17 protein-coding genes and 1 pseudogene are annotated in these 17,362 nt (G+C 52.1%); 7 read left to right on the forward strand and 11 right to left on the reverse strand.

Annotated elements, in window-relative coordinates:
• Positions 1 to 6 precede the first annotated feature (6 nt).
• On the forward strand, positions 7 to 651 hold the full coding sequence (locus BUA14_RS01235) for a VOC family protein (protein ID WP_072770905.1): 645 nt from the start codon (positions 7 to 9) through the stop codon (positions 649 to 651).
• Between the two features lie 116 nt (positions 652 to 767).
• On the opposite strand, the gene BUA14_RS01240 is transcribed toward BUA14_RS01235, so the two are convergent.
• From BUA14_RS01240 to BUA14_RS01250, 3 genes are all read right to left on the reverse strand, one after another.
• Positions 768 to 1,097: a CGGC domain-containing protein gene (locus tag BUA14_RS01240; protein WP_072770906.1), complete on the reverse strand. Its 330-nt coding sequence runs from the start codon at positions 1,095 to 1,097 to the stop codon at positions 768 to 770.
• Between the two features lie 225 nt (positions 1,098 to 1,322).
• Positions 1,323 to 2,012, reverse strand: coding sequence for a CDGSH iron-sulfur domain-containing protein (locus BUA14_RS01245; RefSeq protein ID WP_072770907.1), 690 nt, complete (start codon positions 2,010 to 2,012; stop codon positions 1,323 to 1,325).
• 49 nt (positions 2,013 to 2,061) lie between these two features.
• Complete coding sequence (locus BUA14_RS01250; protein ID WP_072770908.1) at positions 2,062 to 2,268, reverse strand: hypothetical protein; 207 nt, start codon at positions 2,266 to 2,268, stop codon at positions 2,062 to 2,064.
• Positions 2,269 to 2,582: 314 nt separating this feature from the next.
• Here BUA14_RS01250 and BUA14_RS01255 point away from each other — a divergent pair, with 314 nt between their 5' ends.
• Entirely contained in the window at positions 2,583 to 3,626 is a 1,044-nt protein-coding gene (locus tag BUA14_RS01255; RefSeq protein ID WP_072770909.1) for a hypothetical protein, read from the forward strand.
• Between the two features lie 70 nt (positions 3,627 to 3,696).
• Here BUA14_RS01255 and BUA14_RS27735 read toward each other — a convergent pair whose 3' ends face one another.
• Positions 3,697 to 3,870, reverse strand: coding sequence for a hypothetical protein (locus BUA14_RS27735; RefSeq protein WP_178371589.1), 174 nt, complete (start codon positions 3,868 to 3,870; stop codon positions 3,697 to 3,699).
• Positions 3,871 to 3,919: 49 nt separating this feature from the next.
• Here BUA14_RS27735 and BUA14_RS01265 point away from each other — a divergent pair, with 49 nt between their 5' ends.
• The 5 genes from BUA14_RS01265 (at position 3,920) to BUA14_RS01285 (ending at position 9,495) form a co-directional block, all read left to right on the forward strand.
• Positions 3,920 to 4,459, forward strand: coding sequence for a cysteine hydrolase family protein (locus BUA14_RS01265; protein WP_072770911.1), 540 nt, complete (start codon positions 3,920 to 3,922; stop codon positions 4,457 to 4,459).
• 315 nt (positions 4,460 to 4,774) lie between these two features.
• Positions 4,775 to 6,250 (forward strand): nitrogenase component 1, encoded by a 1,476-nt coding sequence (locus tag BUA14_RS01270; protein ID WP_072770912.1) that lies wholly within the window; start codon positions 4,775 to 4,777, stop codon positions 6,248 to 6,250.
• A gap of 1 nt (position 6,251) precedes the next feature.
• A complete protein-coding gene (locus tag BUA14_RS01275; RefSeq protein ID WP_242954514.1) occupies positions 6,252 to 7,613 on the forward strand; it encodes a nitrogenase component 1 in 1,362 nt (453 codons plus the stop codon).
• Positions 7,614 to 7,635: 22 nt separating this feature from the next.
• The gene (locus BUA14_RS01280; protein ID WP_084078302.1) at positions 7,636 to 8,433 is read left to right on the forward strand and encodes an ABC transporter permease; all 798 of its coding nucleotides are present in this window, start codon (positions 7,636 to 7,638) and stop codon (positions 8,431 to 8,433) included.
• Positions 8,434 to 8,457: 24 nt separating this feature from the next.
• The gene (locus BUA14_RS01285) at positions 8,458 to 9,495 is read left to right on the forward strand and encodes an ABC transporter substrate-binding protein (RefSeq protein WP_072770914.1); all 1,038 of its coding nucleotides are present in this window, start codon (positions 8,458 to 8,460) and stop codon (positions 9,493 to 9,495) included.
• Positions 9,496 to 9,706: 211 nt separating this feature from the next.
• Here the strand turns inward: BUA14_RS01285 and BUA14_RS01290 are convergent, their stop codons facing one another.
• The 7 genes and pseudogenes from BUA14_RS01290 to nifH form a co-directional block, all read right to left on the reverse strand.
• Complete coding sequence (locus BUA14_RS01290) at positions 9,707 to 11,131, reverse strand: MFS transporter (RefSeq protein WP_242954515.1); 1,425 nt, start codon at positions 11,129 to 11,131, stop codon at positions 9,707 to 9,709.
• Positions 11,085 to 12,018, reverse strand: a pseudogene (cysK, locus tag BUA14_RS01295) (cysteine synthase A). Before cysK ends, BUA14_RS01290 begins: the two are co-directional and overlap by 47 nt.
• Positions 12,019 to 12,068: 50 nt before the next feature.
• Positions 12,069 to 12,917: an ABC transporter ATP-binding protein gene (locus BUA14_RS01300; RefSeq protein WP_072770915.1), complete on the reverse strand. Its 849-nt coding sequence runs from the start codon at positions 12,915 to 12,917 to the stop codon at positions 12,069 to 12,071.
• A gap of 48 nt (positions 12,918 to 12,965) precedes the next feature.
• Positions 12,966 to 13,406: a 4Fe-4S dicluster domain-containing protein gene (locus tag BUA14_RS01305; protein ID WP_072770916.1), complete on the reverse strand. Its 441-nt coding sequence runs from the start codon at positions 13,404 to 13,406 to the stop codon at positions 12,966 to 12,968.
• 43 nt (positions 13,407 to 13,449) lie between these two features.
• On the reverse strand, positions 13,450 to 15,684 hold the full coding sequence (locus BUA14_RS01310) for a molybdopterin-containing oxidoreductase family protein (RefSeq protein WP_072770917.1): 2,235 nt from the start codon (positions 15,682 to 15,684) through the stop codon (positions 13,450 to 13,452).
• Between the two features lie 95 nt (positions 15,685 to 15,779).
• On the reverse strand, positions 15,780 to 16,307 hold the full coding sequence (locus tag BUA14_RS01315; protein WP_072770918.1) for a nitroreductase family protein: 528 nt from the start codon (positions 16,305 to 16,307) through the stop codon (positions 15,780 to 15,782).
• Between the two features lie 170 nt (positions 16,308 to 16,477).
• A complete protein-coding gene (gene nifH / locus BUA14_RS01320) occupies positions 16,478 to 17,356 on the reverse strand; it encodes a nitrogenase iron protein (RefSeq protein ID WP_072770919.1) in 879 nt (292 codons plus the stop codon).
• Positions 17,357 to 17,362 lie beyond the last annotated feature (6 nt).

Genomic DNA, 17,362 nt, shown 5'->3' on the forward strand with positions numbered 1-17,362 from the left:
GTTTTTATGTTAAGAGTGAGTCATATCATCTACAAGGTGGAGCATCTGCAGCAGGCTGTGGAGGATTTTCGCCGGCGGGGCTTTGAGGTGGAGTACGGAACGAAGCGCAAGCCTTATAACGCCCTTATCTATTTTTCCGAAGGCCCTTATCTGGAATTGCTGGCTTCCACCGGCATGCCCAAACCCCTGAAAAGGCTGCTGCGCCTTTTCGGCAAAGGGGCCATGGTGGACCGGATGGATTATTGGGATACCCATGGGGGAGGTCCTTGTGGTTTAGCGTTGGAAACCCTCAAAAAAGACCTGAATGAAGAAAGAAAGGTGCTGGAACGGCATGGGCTGGGTTATTTTCTGATGAAATCCGGCCGCAACGATACCAAGGGCCGCAAGCTGCGTTTCACCGGCCTTTTTCCTGACAACATGCAGATTCCCTTTTTTATGACCTATTTCAATATTGACCCTAAGCCCCGGAACTTTACCCATCCCAATGGAGTGAAAAAGATCAGCAGCATTGCCTTTGGTACAGAAGAACGCTATATTCCTCTGATTCGGGAGCTATGCTCTGACGAAATGCTCCATCTCTTTGTCGGGAAGGGTATTAAAGATATGGAATTCGAGTATGCCCCGGGCAGCGCTCCCATAAGCCTGGACTAGGTCAAGGGGAGATGGGCCGGTTTGGTCTGCGCTTAATCCAACACTTGACTAAAGAAGCCAATCCAATATCACCGGCACATGATATCGGATTGGCTTCTTAAACCCCCGTTCTTCTCCTAATGAGTCCAGTCGATGACCTGGACTTCAGAGCCCACTTTTTTGACTACGGCTTCGTGAATCTGGGCAAAGTGAGGACAAGGAAAGCCAATGGGATTGCCTTTTTTCATACAGGAGGCAAAAGCGATAATTTCCGCTCCCCGGTCTACCATCAGCTTGGCACGGGATACCGCTTTTTTACCGGGACAGCCTCCGCAGGACAGGAAGCCGACGACTTCCACGGGACCGGTCTCGGCGAAGGCTAATTTTCCTTCATTAGCAACTTTGAAATCCGTCGTCCCAGGACACATATCTTCTGTTTGCTGGCAGCGGATAATTCCAACTTTCATTGCAAACCCCTCCATTCAGACTGAGTGCTTTTAGCATTAGTTCTAAGTTCGCGATATTCCGGCAGTTTCCTTCCTTTACCGGTCAGTGGGATTCAATAACGGGCAGGAGTACCACCGCAATACTGCCTGATCAAAGAGAGCCGGGTTATCCTCAACCCGGCTCTCTTTGATCTATTGCTGCCTTTGCCCTGCTCCGAAGTATGATTGGCCTAGGTAAAGATGCTGTTAAAGCTCACCATCCGAAAATCCTATGGGAACATGGGTTGCATCACAAAAAGGCTTATTTCTCGACCGGCCGCAGCGGCACAGGGCAACTCTGTTTCTGACTTCATAAACTTCTCCGTCTGCCGATTCCAGGGGAATACAGCCTTTGACAAACAGTCCTCCGCTGACTCCCTCTTCCGGATCCTGCAGAACCTCGATGGCCGGCTCATATTTGGGTTCAATCGCTTTCCCTGCTTTATCCACCGCCGTCAATCTGCCGGCAAAGCATTCATTGGCGGCTTTGATAGCCATTTCCCGGTATTCATCCTGATCTGAGTTTTCAATCAGCTTCCACACTATTCCTTTTTCAGTGTGGCAAAAACGGCCGAAGGCGCAGCGGTTATCATCCAAAAGATCGAGGCCAGGCCCTGTAAACACTTCGGCCCTGTCCTGATATTTTGCCCTTGAAGCTGTCTCCGTCCCTGCAAAATTCGTCCTGGTATGGGAGCCGTCGCAAAAAGGCGCATTTTTTGACTTCCCGCAGCGGCATAAGTAATATTCCTCGCTGGGAGGGAACCTGCGGCCTTCTTTGAATTCATAGCCTTTTCCCTTGGGTGTGATGATTTTCTCGGACAAGGGCACATTGCCTGTAACCCAATAGGGTCCGTTTTTAATAATTTTGATCTTGCCTGCTTTTTGGTCTTTTGACATGGATTAGCATCCCTTCCCTATCAGGTTGGAAACTCTGATGGATATCATTCTATACCGCCCAATCGGATATACAAGGATATCCATCATAAAATCCCTCCTGCTTCATTCTTTTTCTGTTGTACTTGGTTTTGTCCTGATGAACCCCTGCTCCCTGTCTTACAATAGCCATTGAAGTATTCATCTTATTCGGGGATCGTTTCATAAGCTCCAATGGCTTGATCACACCGATGGTTTGCTTCTTCTTTTTTGTGCCCATGTTACACTCTCCTTGTCATAGTGGTACCCGTTAGTTTTAGTATAGCATTTTTTAAGAATCTTTCAAAGGACACCAGGATAAAAATGGTAAGCAGGGCAAATTCCCAAGCACTTTTGGGAATTAAAGCAATCATTTCAACGGTGTCCTTCCTTATCTAATGCGCGTGATCTAATGCGCGTGGCTGTCAGCTTTTAGCAGCACGAAAAGCCACTAAGAATTATTGGAACGTGTTATAATTTTTACAAGATTCAAGCCCATTGAACGCGCCTCTGAAATCAGGCAGGCTCGTTGGCGAAAATTGAGGAGGATGGAACATGAATATTGGCTATTTGCAGGAAACCCTCTCCAGCATTACCGAAGTAAAGCCCCTTGGCAAAACGGCTGAAGTAAATGGAGTGCTCTGCCATATTATCGGCCTGGTCCGCTATGGGGATATCCTGCGCCTTGCTGCTCTGCAATACGACGAGGGGTTTGCCGAACGTGCCGAGGCTGCTGAAATCGCGGAATTGAACGGGCTGCCTGAGAAACCGGAAACTAACCGGGAGCGCCTGCGCGGCGACAGGAGCATTGATATGACCAATATTTTTCATGCTGTGCAAACCATCCGCATCGGAGAAAAGCAGTTTGAGATTAATGAAATGGAAACCAGCCGCTGTGATTGGCAAAATTGGCAGATTCCGGTGCTGCTTAGCGAGTTTTTAAAGCAGGGCTGGAATCCGGCCGGCATTGAGTATCAAAGTATGGATAACTTGTTTTTGACTTTTATGCGGCTTCCAGGAGACTATGACCGCATACCGGATGTTGGTGAAAATCCGTCAGTGCAGCTTACCTTCCGGCGGGAACACATTCCCCATCCGGTTGAACAGCCTTTGACCCTGTCCGTGGGCGCAGACTATCCGGACAGACTGTGCTTTCAAGATAAAAACACGGGTGAAAAGCATTGGGTGCAGATCAACCGTGTTTATCTTGCAGATATGTGGGAAGAAATGAGGCAAACTTTTAACGATCCCCGTTTGGCAGAACAATTCAGCGCCGCCGAGCTCGCTGAGCATAAAGGGGAGTTTGAACGCCGCTTTGCGGCAATTTGCCCCCAAGGCATGTGCTTTCCTGTGATCGAATATGAGTGCGAAGAAGATCTATACCTGCAATTCTATTCCCAGGAATGGCTGGATAACCTTCCGCAGAGTAACAGTTCCTGTGTGGGGTTTATTATCAAACCGGACAAAAAAACAGGGATTTCCGGACTTCCCCTTAAAGCTGCCCTGATCGAGGAACCCATGCCGGCGGACCGCCGGGTCATTGACACGGAGCTGTTTTCCTGCAGTCTGCCGCGGCAATATGAGGATGTCATTTTATAAAGGATCTCTCAGCCAAGCAACCATCTACCAAGAATATTGATGGCCTTAACCGACTCAATGATGCGCTGAATCATTGAGCAAAGAGAATCCGGTTAGGCTGTTGCTGGGCAGCAGAGACCTGCACCAGGCCCTCCAACCGTATAAGCTCATGGATTGCGGTTTCATCCAGGTATTGAACTAACTCCTGCTTCCACCTTTTGTTTACTCTTGAATCGTCAATATTATCAAAACACAAAACAACCATAAAATGGCTCATCGTAAAATTCCATATAAGGCGAAATGGAGTGATATTTTTGAAGGCATTTCTGATCATTGATGTACAAAATGACTATTTTCCAGGTGGAAAATCCGAACTTGTCGGAGCAGCGGAAGCATTAGAAAATATTGAAATCGTTTTAAAACGTTTCAGAGCGGCAAAATTGCCCGTTATTCATATTCAGCATATCAACACGCGTGCAGGGGCCACTTTCTTTTTACCCGGTACACCCGGCGTTGAAATCCATAGCAATTTAACCCCTTTGGATGGGGAAGATGTTCTTGTTAAACATGCACCAAATAGCTTTTATGAGACAGGTCTTGGGGATTTGCTGCGTTTAAAATCTATTGACAGTTTAGTTGTCGGCGGAATGATGACCCATATGTGTATTGATACAACTGTGCGGGCGGCAAAGGATTATGGTATACCTGTTACTTTGCTGTACAATGCTTGTGCTACGAAAGACTTATCGATAATGAGCCATTCAATACCTGCCCTGACTGTTCATAATGCCTATATGGCTGGGCTTAACGGCATGTTTGCCCAGGTTGTTCTGACAAAGGAATTGCAAATCTAAGCATAGGCAACTTGTCCGCAATCTGTTAACGCAGACAGCCTTAGGGCCAAACGTATTAGGAAAACTGCAAAATCCCTTGTTCCAAGGAGATAAGGGGATACCAAGATAAACTATAAACTATGAGCTGTCACATTTTACCCTAATCTATTGACAAAGTAAAAGCAGCTTGGTACTATGTAATGAATAGTAAACATATAGTTTTAATGTACTTTACTGGTTGACCGGAAAACCGGAGGCAATTTCGCTTTAAGCGAAAATTGGTTCCGGTTTTTCCTATTAATATCGATCAGTAAAGACGCAAGAAAGGAGTCATCTATGACACTCAATCTAAAATCTCCGGAGTTTCAGCCACGTGAACAGCGCTTGGGATCCATCACAGGTTACGAAGGAACGCTGAAAGACATGGCCCAGCGCGGCTGCGGGGGATGCCTTACCAATCGCCGGCGTTGTTTCACGACAGTTAGTTCTTGCACACACTTTCATTGCCTCAGCCTTTTAATCAACATCGAGGATTCGGTGATCGTGGATCATGCACCGAGCGGTTGCTCCTCGGGCATCATCCACTTCAGCGCCAACCGTGTGGCCAGCGGGCGTCTTGGACCCGATAAGCATCATGCGCGGGTTTTTTGCACCAATATCCAAGAGCGGGAGACGGTTTTCGGCGCTCTCGATAAGCTGCGTGACACCATTCGCGCGGCCTATGAACGCTATCACCCGAAAATCATCTATGTATCAACAAGCTGCACGTCGAGCATCATCGGTGACGATGTATACAGTGTCGTCCAGGAGATGCGCGAAGAACTCGGCGTGACGATCAGTTTCGCCGCCGTGGAAGGTATCAAATCAAAGATATGGGCTTCGGGCTTCGATGCCTATGGTCACGCGGTGGTCGACTCAGTCATCAAGCCGCCGGCGGCCAAAAAAAATCAGGTCAACTATATTGCCTTTGCGCCCATCGGACGTGAAGAAGTGGATCGCCTGTTTGGCCGTCTTGGTTACGAGGTTCTGTATCTGACGGGATTGACGAACAATGAAGAATACGCGCGGGCGTCACAATCCGTTGCCACATTCGGACAATGCGGGGCCCAGTCCAGTTATCTTGCGGGCGCCCTCGAACAGCTCTATGGCATCAAATATTTTCAGTCCTATCTGCCCTACGGAGGCCTTGGTTTTGAGCGGTTTTTACGGGAAATCGGTCCGCACCTCGGCAAAGCCGACCTGGCCGAACAAATCATTGCGGAAGAACGGGAAAAATACCGCGAGGAGCTTGAAAGCCTGCGCGGGAGACTGAGGGGCAAAACGGCGGTGATCCTGCTGGGGGCAAGCTATGCCTACGAGTATGTACGCATACTGCGGGAGCTGGGCGTTACCGTGCTGCATGCCGTAGGTTATCACTATGACCCCCGGCTCGACAACCAATCCGACGATCCGGTCGCCGCGGCGGCGGATGCGCGGGATTTTGAAGATATACCGACTTCGGTCAACGATATTCAGACTATGGAAAATTACCTTGTCATCAAGCGCCTGCAGCCGGACTTTGTCGTGTCACGGGCGCATGGAGACGGGTGCTGGGCCGTCAAGATGGGGATTCCCGATATCGAAGGACGCATTGGTCTGCAGGTTTTCGGTTACAAAGGACTTGTTTCCTTTGGGCGGGTGATCGCCGACGAACTGGATAATCTCAATTTCGTAAAAAAGATGCACGCCCATTTCGAACCGCCCTTTACGGAAGAGTATGAGGGGTTTGATCCGTATTTTTCACTGGAAGACGATGCAGAGGAGGCAATATAGAGTGGCATGCGACTTTATCGAACAAAATAGAACGACCTGCGCACTGGGCGGCCTCTATACGGCCCTTGCCATAGAACGGGTGCTGCCCGTACTGCACTGCGGCCCGGGCTGCCAGGCACAAACACGGGGTGTGCTGGGCAACAGCAACGGCGCGCAGAACAGTTTTCCCTTTATGGAGAGCGTCATTCCCTGCAGCAATTTTGAGGAAACCGACGTAGTATTTGGCGGCGTGGAGAAACTGCGCAAACTCCTTGAGCATTCCCTGAAGGCGTACAAGGCGGATATGTTTATCGTCCTCAGCGGCTGCACGCCGGCGATTGTCGGAGACGATGTCGAAGAGGTCATCCGCTCCTTTTCCGGCGGGGACATCCCCGTGCTCTATGCGGAAACGGCCGGTTTTCACGGCAACAACCTTTATGGGCACCGGCAGGTGCTGACCGCGATTCTCAAGCAATATCTCCCGCGGCAAGAGCGCGGAGAAACGATACCGGGTCTTGTGAATATTTTCGGTATCGTTCCCTACTACGACCCGTTTTGGTCCGCAGAGCTTGAGGAAATCGAAAGCCTGCTTACCAAAATCGGCCTGAAACCCAATATTTTTTACGGGCGGGGGAAAGGACTCGCGGAGATCCAAAAGATTCCGCAGGCCTCTTTCAACATACTCCTCTCTCCGTGGGTCGACCTTGAGGTTGTGCAGGAGCTTGAGGCTCAATACGGGACGCCGTATTTTCATTATCCGGCGCTGCCTCTCGGCCCTACTGAGACAAACCGTTTTCTGCGGGAGCTCGCCCAATACGCGGGGCTGGACGAACCGGCGGTGGAAAAAGTCATTCATGAGGGGGAGGATCTTTACTACTACTACATGAATCGTTCCTTGCACTGGATATATTCATGCCGTACGCTCCCCAAGCATTTCTATGTCAATGCCAGCGCCTCGTCGGCGCTGCCGCTGACCCGTTTTCTCGTTAACGATCTGGGCTTGCTGCCGGAAAAGATTTATCTCCCGGAAGGAATTCCAGAAGAGCACAGGGAGCGCGTGGAGGGGTACTTCCGCGACCTTGAGATTGCGGATGAAAAGCGGGGTGGATTTGTGGTTGACTTCAGCGAAGACGGCGGACTCATGGCAGCTGAGATACGTGACATCCATTTTGAACCAGGGACTACTTATATCTTCGGCTCCCTTTGGGATGTGCTGTTTTGCAGGGGCAAACACTTGCCGTTCCTTTCCGTCTCTGCGCCGCAGGGCATTCATATGATCGGAACCAAGCATTATTTCGGGTACACCGGCGGGGTAAACCTGTTCTCAGATTACTATTCCAGACTGGCGGACTTGGGACCCTTCGGCGGCGGTTCCCATGAATAAAAAATGAAAAGGAGGGATTTAAGTGGAGAGCAATATAGCCTATAGATTCCCCAAAAAAGGCATCGTCGCCAAACTGTTTTTCATCTATCAAAAGATGATCATCATTGCACTCTTGATCGTATTGTGGGAATTGCTGGCTCATTTTTCGGACAGCATCTACTTCTCCTCCCTGCTGACGGTCGTCAAGGAGTTTAACAAGATGATCGCATCAGGTGAGCTGGCGAAGCACATCGGCACCAGCCTGAAAATCTCGGCCATCGGACTCGTGATCGGGCAGTGTCTCGCTATCCCCATCGGCGCGTTGCTGGGTTGGTACGAAAAAGCCTACAACTATTTGGATCCGCTGCTCACGATCGCGCGCAACACTTCAATATTAGCGATATTGCCGCTGTTTGTGTTGTTTCTCGGCATTGGCGATACTTCAAAAATCGCGATCATTGTCTGGGCGACGTTTTTTCCGACCATGCTCAATACCATGCAGGGTGTGAAACACGCGGACGTGCTGCTGATTAAACTGGCACGGTCCATGTGCGTCAGCAGGCTGGGTCTGTTTTCGAAAGTTATCCTGCCTTCGGCATCGCCGTATATCACGGCGGGATTCCGGCAATCGGCGGGAATTGCGCTCCTCGTCATCGTCGGTGCCGAGATGCTGGGGGCGCGCTATGGCATCGGCTATATGATTTTTCAGGCGCAAAAGTCCTATTTGATTCCTAAGATGTACGTAGGAATCATCACGATAGCCGGACTCGGTGTTCTCGTCAACTGGCTGTGCACCAAGCTGGAACAGAGGCTGATGACGTGGCAGGAGAAAACAAATTAGGGTATAGAAAAGGAGAAAAAAATCATGAAAAAGAATTTAAGGAAAACCATCCGCATTATTTCCAGCTTGCTTACGGCGGCGCTCCTAATTTCCTTGACAGCCTGCGGCAGCAGCGCCTCCTCATCCGAAGTTCCTACGGTCGAGGGGGCTAAATACGTCTTTAAGCTGGCGGGCATCGGCACCAGCGCGACACAAATCGATCCGGTAGCAGTCGGCATTGAGAAAGGCTTTTTTGCGGAAGAAGGCATTGAGGTCAAAGACGTCGGCGAAGTCGACGTGCTGCAATTTGTCGCTCTGCTCGAAAGCGGCAGCGTGGACGCCGGTCTGACCATGGAGTCTGATATAGTTGCGGCGATTGACGTCGGCGCGGATATCGTCGAAGTAGCCGTCGGCCCGGCAGTCACGCGGGAAAAGCCGCATATGGCGTACGTAGTCCTTGAAAACAGCCCGATCAAAAGCGGCGCGGATATCAAAGCTGCCAAGATCGGCCTCACGGGCCTCAACGGCTGCAACGTTGGATTCCTGTATGAATACGCGGCGCTGAACGGTATTAAAGATCCGGCAAGGGAGCTTGACGTCACGAGCAGCTCGGCACCGGCCCTCCTGGAGGCCTTGCGGGCGGGCCAGCTCGATCTGACCGCGCTGCATGGTACGACCAATGAGGAAGTCATCAAGCGCATCTATCCGGATCTCCGCGTCCTCTTCACGGACTATGATTTCGCAGAGGACCGCGCGGGTGACATCGGCTGGTGCCTGCGCCGTTCATGGGCTGAAGAGGACCCGGATCGTGCGCGCGCCTTTGTGGCGGCCATTGCCAAATCCAATAATTTCGTAAACAACAATCCCGAGGAAGCGCTGGAGATTTATCGCAAGGTCGCCAAAACCGAGCTCAACGAAAAGATTTTTCAGACTCCCTATTACGCGAAGGACGGGCTGATTCAGGAATCCCACGTGCAATACTGGATCGATACCCTGTCAAAGCCGAACAGCTTCCAGCCGCTGCAGAACAAAGACATAAAATTTGAAGATGTGGCGACAAATAAGTACAATCCGCATAAGTAATAGTATCGGCCCAGAGCATGCCGGCCCAGGGCTTAATCTAACCCTAACCTACGAATAAAGCCTTCCGCCGGGCGAAGCAAATACCCCTATGGCCTCAAGTCCATAGGGGCTTTCCTTTTCATTTTTTCGGCAATTATCTCATTCCTTTCACCATTTGCACCTTCCCGGGCCAAAATAGCGGCGATAGGTTATCCTCATTTTACGGCGCCTCTCAGATCGTTTCCGCGGAAACATGGCCTTGTCCGGGAATCAGAAAAACGATCATGGCGGCTACAAGGCATAACACTGCCGCTGAGATGAAGACCAGGGTATAGCTGTGCAGCGCCGCTTGCAAAGCGCCGGCATAAAAAGCGGCCAAGGCGGAACCGGCCTGGTGCAGGGCCATCATCCAGCCGAAGATCACGATACTCCGGTCGCCGAAAAGGTCGGCAGCCAGTTTGATGGTTGACGGTACGGTGGCAATCCAATTCAAACCGTAAACCGTCACAAAAATGATCAATATAACCCTATCCGACACCAATACCGCCGGCAGCAAAAACAGGGCCAGGCCGCGCACCAGGTAATACCAGAACAAGAGCCAGCGGTTGTCATAGCGGTCGGACAGCCAGCCTGCCGCCGTAACTCCGATGATATTAAACACACTTGCCGCCGACAGCAGCCCTGCGGCAAAGATCGCCGTTATCCCATGATCGACACAAGCGGAAACAAAATGTGTGCCGATCAAACCGACCGAAGTCGCGCCGCAGACAAAAAAGCTGGCTGACAATAACCAGAACGCTTTCGACTGCACGGCGGTTTTCAACCCCTGCCAAACCGCCTGAAAGGGATTGTCCGTAGTTTTGTCCGGCACAGTATCCCCGGCTGAAGTTCCGTACGGCACCAGTCCCACCTCCCCAGGCCCATTGCGCATAATCAGGATAATCAGCGCCAGAGAAAAGAACGCCGCGGCGACCAGAACCCATACGATCACATGCCAGTCAAACCATTCCAGAATGTTAGCGAACAGCGGGAGAAAGAGCAGCTGCCCGGCCGCCCCGGCCGCGCTGAAAATCCCCAGGATCAGGCCCCGCTGCTGTATAAACCAGCGGGTGGCGACGACCGTTCCGAATACAGTGGAAAGAAAGCCTGAGCCGATTCCGATGACAATGCCCCACAATAGTATCATCTGCCACATGTCCTGCATCCATAAAGTCAAGCCGGCTCCCGCGCCCAACAGCAACAAGGCCGAGGCGATCACGGGCCGGACTCCGTACCGTTCCATCAGAGCTGCGGCAAAGGGACCGCAAAGCCCATTAAGCAGGAGATTAATGCTTAACGCCAAGCTGATTTCCGCCCGGTTCCAGCCGAAAAATTCTTCGAAGGGAACGATCAGGACCGCCGGAGCCGAACGAATGCCGGCGGCGATGACCAAGGTTAAAAATGTAACGAAAACGATCAGTCCATAGTAATATTTAGCCGTCCGCGTATGATTCATCTCTATCACCTTTTCGTCTATGATGGGCTGCCGGACTTCCCGGTCAGACGGCAGCCAGACCGGCCGCATAGGAAAAGCCAGGCTCCGCGGCGGAACCTGGCTTCCATCATCCCGGCTATTGGGGATCTTCCTGGAACAAGGCCGTGCTGAGATAGCGTTCACCCGTATCCGGCAAAATAACAATAATCAACTTTCCTTTGTTTTCCGGGCGCTTGGCGATCTCCAGGGCGGCAAAGGCAGCCGCGCCGGAAGAAATCCCCGCCAATAAGCCCTCTTCCCTGGCTAAGCGCCGGCCGGTGAGAAAGGCTTCTTCATTTTTTACCCTAAAGATCTCATCGATTAAGCCTTTGTTCAGGACATCGGGAACAAAGCCCGCTCCAATGCCTTGGATCTTATGCGACCCGGACTGGCCGCCGGAGAGGACCGGAGAATCAAAAGGTTCAACAGCCACTATGTTTAAGGAAGGCTTGTGTTTTTTGATGACTTCCCCCACCCCGGTAATCGTGCCGCCGGTACCGACACCGCCGACCAGAATATCGATTTTCCCTGCCGTGTCGTTCCAAATCTCTGCGGCAGTTGTCGCCCGGTGAATTTCCGGGTTGGCCGGATTTTTGAATTGCTGCGGAATGAAGGAATTGGGCAGGCGCCGCCAGTTCCTCCGCTTTCAGGATCGCCCCTTTCATTCCCTGGGGACCGGGCGTAAGCACCAGCTCCGCGCCATAGGCTTTTAACAGGTTGCGCCGTTCAACGCTCATTGTTTCCGGCATGGTCAGAATCAAGCGGTATCCCCTGGCGGCCGCCACGAAAGCCAGGGCGATCCCCGTATTGCCGCTGGTCGGCTCGATGAGTACCGTCTCTTTGGTGATCAGCCCTTTGTCCTCGGCATCCTTGATCATGCTGAAGCCGATCCTGTCTTTCACACTGCCGCCGGGGTTAAAGGACTCCAGCTTGGCAACGACATCCGCCTCCAGGCCTTTGGCCACTGCGCTCAAACGCAGCAGAGGCGTTCTTCCGATCAAATCCGTCAGATTGTTGGCAATTTTAGTCATATGATATCTCCTCTCTATCAAACCGCTGGATGATTAAACGGAATTTTTCCTTATAAAGCCGCCGACGGGGAAATCGCTTCGGCTACATTCTGACCGGGGATAGCTTTTTGCTCATCCTGACCGTCGTTTTGCAAGAGCTCCCATATCTTATGGCGAATCCAGCCAAAATCTGCGGAGGAACGGACGCCGGTGCGGGGGCGCGGCAGGTTGATTTCCAGCGTTTCTTTCACGGTTCCCGGGTTGGGAGTCATAACCGTCACCCGATCCGCCAAAAAGACGGCTTCATCGATACTGTGGGTAACAAAGATAATCGTTTTGTGGGTTTCTTCCCAGATACGCAGAAGTTCGTCCTGCAGGATTTCTCTGGTCTGGGCGTCGACCGCGGCAAAGGGCTCATCCATCAACAATACTTCCGGATCGTAAGCCAAGGCTCTGGCAATGGCCACCCTCTGCTTCATCCCGCCGGAAAGCTCGTAAGGATAGCGGTTTTCAAAACTTTTCAGACCGACCAGATTAATAAATTTTTCACTGATTGGGCCGCGCTCGCTCTTGGGAATCCCTTTGATCTCCAGGCCGAACTCGACATTGTGGCGCACAGTCCGCCAGGGAAAGAGCGCATAGCCCTGCATGATGATCCCTCTATCCAGAGCCGGACCGGTAATCAGCTTGCCGTCGATATAGACTTCGCCGGAATTCGGCTTGGTAAGACCTGCGGCGATATCCAGAAAGGTGGATTTGCCGCAGCCGCTGGGACCGACAATAGCCAAAAATTCCCCGTCCCGGACTTCCAAATTAAAATCCTTCAGAGCGACAAAGTTCTCCAGCCCCTTGCCGTTTTCTTTCTTAATAAGGAAAATCCGATTAATATTACGGGCCAAAATTTTTTCACTGCTCAACATGATTCGCTCCTTTCTGATCGTGAAATAAAACAGCCTGGCCAGCGCATCTTAAACTTCCTGGACCTGCAGGGCCTGTGTCGGGCAATTAGAGACGCAGACAGGGGTGCTTACCCGGTCCTTAAGACCATAGCACAGATCGCACTTTTGCATGGTTCCGCTCTTCCCAAACTGGGGAATATCGTAAGGGCAGGCGCTTAAGCAGGCCTGGCAGCCGATACATGCATCCTCCCGCACATAGACAATGCCGTGGACCTCCTCTTTTTCGATGGCCCCCGCCGGGCAGGCTGCCAGGCAGGCCGGCTCGCTGCAATGCCGGCAGGCCGTATCGACAGGTCTGCTCTTTACTTCAGGATAAGCGCCCTGCCATTCCAGCTTGATCTTCCGCCAGCTTATCCCCTGTTCAACTTCCCTCCATATTTTGCAGGAGGTTTCGCAGCTATAGCACTGAATACATTTTTCGGGTGTGAAATTGATCCGCCCCACGGACATTCTCAATCCCCTCCTTCACTTTCCATATTGCTGTCGTTGATGCTCAGGCTTTAGCGACTTCTACCAGGGTCTGACTGCTGGGTGCGGTCACCAGCGGGTCAAAGGCTTCTTTACCGACGCTGTACATGATGTTCACATTGGCTCCGCCGTCCAAAAGGGGTGTGTCCTCCCGCCCCAGTTCCTTGCTGCCCTGCCACCAGCCATGCAGCACCATCACCGTATCCGGCCTGATGCCCGGGTAAAGCTCCGCCTTAAGTTTGATATGGCCGTGGGGCCCCCGGACAATGACCCAGTCGCCGTCGCCGATGCCGCGGGGGGCGGCAGCGTCAGGATGAATATGCAGGATCGGGTCAGGCTGCAGCTCCCGGAGAAGGGGTACGTTGCGCTGCCAGGCAGCTGTATAATTAACCGAAGTATGGTAATCCGAGAGCAACAGGGGGTATTCTGCGGTAAGCCCGGGTGTCGCCGTCAGGCTTTCCGGCGGTTCCCGCCACTCCGGCAATGGCGTGTAGCCCGCTTCCTCAAATAAAGTATTGTAGACGGCAACCTTGCCCTGGGGCAGGAACGGCGTCCGTTCCAGGCTAAAACTGGGCCGGTTGAATACTTCTTCGTACTTTTCATAAACCGGGGTCATCGGCTTGCCGAAATTAAGTCCGGCCGGATGCTTGCTCAGCTCTTCATAGGTAATGCCGTATTCTTCGAGCTGATCGTCCATGGAACGGATGATATCGCCATCCCAGAAATCTGCGCCGTATCCCAGCTTAACAGCCAGCTCAAGGAAAAATTCATAAATCGATTTATACTCACCTAAGGGTTCAACCACCTTGTGGCGGGCCATCACAAAAGGACCGGGCGCTTCAAAGGGATGGTTCGATTCATAGGGGGTGGTCGTCGGCAGAACAATATCGGCATAGGCCATATCGGCGGTGCGGGTAACGTCCAGCACCACGTAGAAATCCAGCTTCTTTAAAGCCTCGACGACCCGTCTCGGGCCGCGGTTGCTGACCGTGGGCTGGGTGCCGGGTGCGATGACCGTCCGCACCGGATAAGGCTTTTCGGTCAAAATACTTTCCAGTACCGGGTAGTAAGCGGAGGAATAGCCTTCCGCAAAAGGCTGGAAGGAAAGCGGGAATTCCGGGGCTACCAGCTTTTCCCCCAGTTCCGGCGTTAAAAGCTCCCGCAGGGTAATATCCTTCGGCTGAGGCACCTCCGGATTAAAGGGCGTGAAAATATTGCTCCCCGGCCGGTCGAGATGGCCGGTAATGGCGATCAGAATGGCTACGGCCCGGATGGCATCACTGGACGAAGGGGCGTGCTCCACTCCGTTGCCGATGTCGATGCAGGCTTTTTCAGTGGTGGCATAAAGCCTGGCGACTTCGCTGATCTGGGTGGCCGGTACGCCGGTAATATTTTCTGCCCACTCCGGTGGGTACTTTTGTACATGCTCCTTCAGCTCTTCATAACCATGGCACCAGTTTTCCACAAAATCATGATCGATCAACTCTTCCCTGACGATGACATGCAGCATGCCCAAAGCCAGCGCCGCGTCGGTGCCGGGCCGCGTCGGCACCCAGATATCGGACAGGCTGACATCCGGTTCGACCGAGGGTTTGATGGTGATGATTTTCGCGCCTCTTTGCCGCGCGGCGAGCAAAGAGCGGGGGCCGCCCATGGCTGGCCCTGAGTAAATCGGCTGCCGCGCCCAGTAAATGATTAAATCGCTGTGCTCGATATCCGGAACCGTCCGGTCCGCCACCGTATACAGAAAGCCGAAAAGACGCTGCGTGGCGCAAATCCCGCTGTGCCCGTAATTCGGGCTGCCGTGGACCGTGAGAAAACGTTTGAGATAAGCATTGTAGGTGCGGAAAGCCGGAGCGAGAATCGCCAGCGATTCCGGCCCGTATTGCTCTTTTTGTTCTTTTAATTTAGCGGCGATGAGCTCGATGGCCTCGTCCCAGGTAATCCGTTCAAATTTTCCTTCGCCTTTGGCGCCCACCCGGCGCAGAGGATATTGCAAACGGTCGGGGGAATACAGCCATTGCGCCGAAGCCTGCCCTTTGGAGCAGAGTGCGCCTTTATTATTGGGGAATTCCCGCATCCCCGCCACTCTTTCCAGCCGGCCGTTTTTGGTAAAAGCGTAGATGCCGCAGCAGTTCGGCGTCGGTCCGCACATCGCGCAAAAGGCGGAGATCACTTCTTCCCCATTTTGGGCGGCCAGGGCCTTGGCCTGTTCCAGGTTCAACCCTCTTTCATTTTCCAAAATATTTCGTTCTGCCATTTTCTCTTCCTCTGTTCCTTTGGAGTTTTTTCTATTTTTGCCGGTTAAACAAATCAGGCTTGTTCAAGTATTTTGAGGCAAATATTCTTTTAATTTTACCTGATATACGTTACGACCTCCGTTTTGCGTTCGACCGGCTCCTGCGCCGGATTGGCATCATAACCGACGATCAGAACGGCTATGGTCCGGTATCCTTGAGGGATACCGATTTGCTCTTTGATCGGCGCGCCGGTTGTGTGCTCGATGAATCTGGTCGGCGAAACCAGATAACGGGAACCGAGCCCGAGCGCGGTAGCCGCGATCGCCATGTTTTCCAGGGCGATGGCGCTGTCCTGGTCCGCGAACGGATAATCAGCCGGCGTGGAAACAATGATCGCGGTCGGCGCCTGAAACAGAGGATAGTTATGCGACGGCGCCGTCTGCAGCGTTAAGGAGCCGTCGTTTATTTGCTGAAGAATCTCTTTGTTCTGAACGACGGCAAAATGACGGTTCTGAGAATTTCTGGCGGTCGGCCCGGCAATGCCGGCGCTGAGAATCAGCTCCAGATCTTCGTCCTTGATCTGTTCCGGTTTGTAGCTTTTGGTTCCTTTTCGTTTGAGAATGGTCTCGATCACTGGATTCATGGTTTCTTCCTCCTTATTGTTAAGTAAAAGGCCATACTTTCACTATTTTGAAGCATGGCTTTCAGGTTTCTGGTCGGACAAACAATCGTCTTCCTATAGACTTACGAATACCATAAGCTTCCCCTTCTTCATACGTTTGTCAATAGTTCTTTGCAGTTTTTTTACATTTCTTAAATATTGCTCGCTGTCTCAACTCCCACTTCGCCCGTCTCCATCGCCAGCAGGTAATCTCCCCATTTGGCCGCCCATTCTCTGAGGTCCTTGACTTCCAGCGGAGCGGGAACCTTGGATTCCGTATGGTTAGCTATTTTGTTGGCCAGACTGCGGTAAACCTCGGCTTGTTTGCTGTCCGGCGCCGCCTCGATCGTCGTTTTACCCTGCAGTTCGCTCTGGGTTACCGTAACGGAGCGCGGCACATATTCCACAACCTGGGTTTTGGTGATGCTGACAAAATCGTCGATGATCTCTCTGGCGTAAGGGGCGTTGATGGAGTTGGCGATGACTCCGCCCAGCAAAGCGCCACCGGCATTGGAATACTTCTGAATGCCTTTGAACAGGTTATTAGCGGCGTAAACCGCCATAAAGTCGGCGGAGGAAACGGTGAAGACATGCTCGGCAATGCCTTCCCGGACCGGAACGGCAAAGCCGCCGCAGACGACGTCACCGAGAACGTCGTAGATGACAAAGTCCAGATCAAGCTCCTCGAAAGCCTTTTGCTGCTTGAACAGCTGCACTGCCGTAATGATTCCGCGTCCGGCACAGCCGACGCCCGGAGCCGGCCCGCCGGCTTCCACGCAATAAATCCCATTAAAACCTTCAAAAATTACTTCGCTGGCCTTCACCGCATTTTTTTCCCGCAACGTATCCAGAACTGTCGGGATATATTTTCCGCTTCGCAAGGTATTGGTCGAATCACTCTTCGGGTCGCAGCCGAACTGCATCACTTTATAACCCGCCGTCGACAAAGCCGCGCTGATATTGGAAGTCGTGGTGGATTTTCCGATGCCGCCTTTGCCGTAAATGGCAATTTGTTTAATTTTTTTAGCCATTGTGAA

Origin of the sequence: Desulfitobacterium chlororespirans DSM 11544 (assembly GCF_900143285.1) — a bacterium.
Taxonomy (GTDB): Bacteria; Bacillota; Desulfitobacteriia; order Desulfitobacteriales; family Desulfitobacteriaceae; genus Desulfitobacterium; species Desulfitobacterium chlororespirans.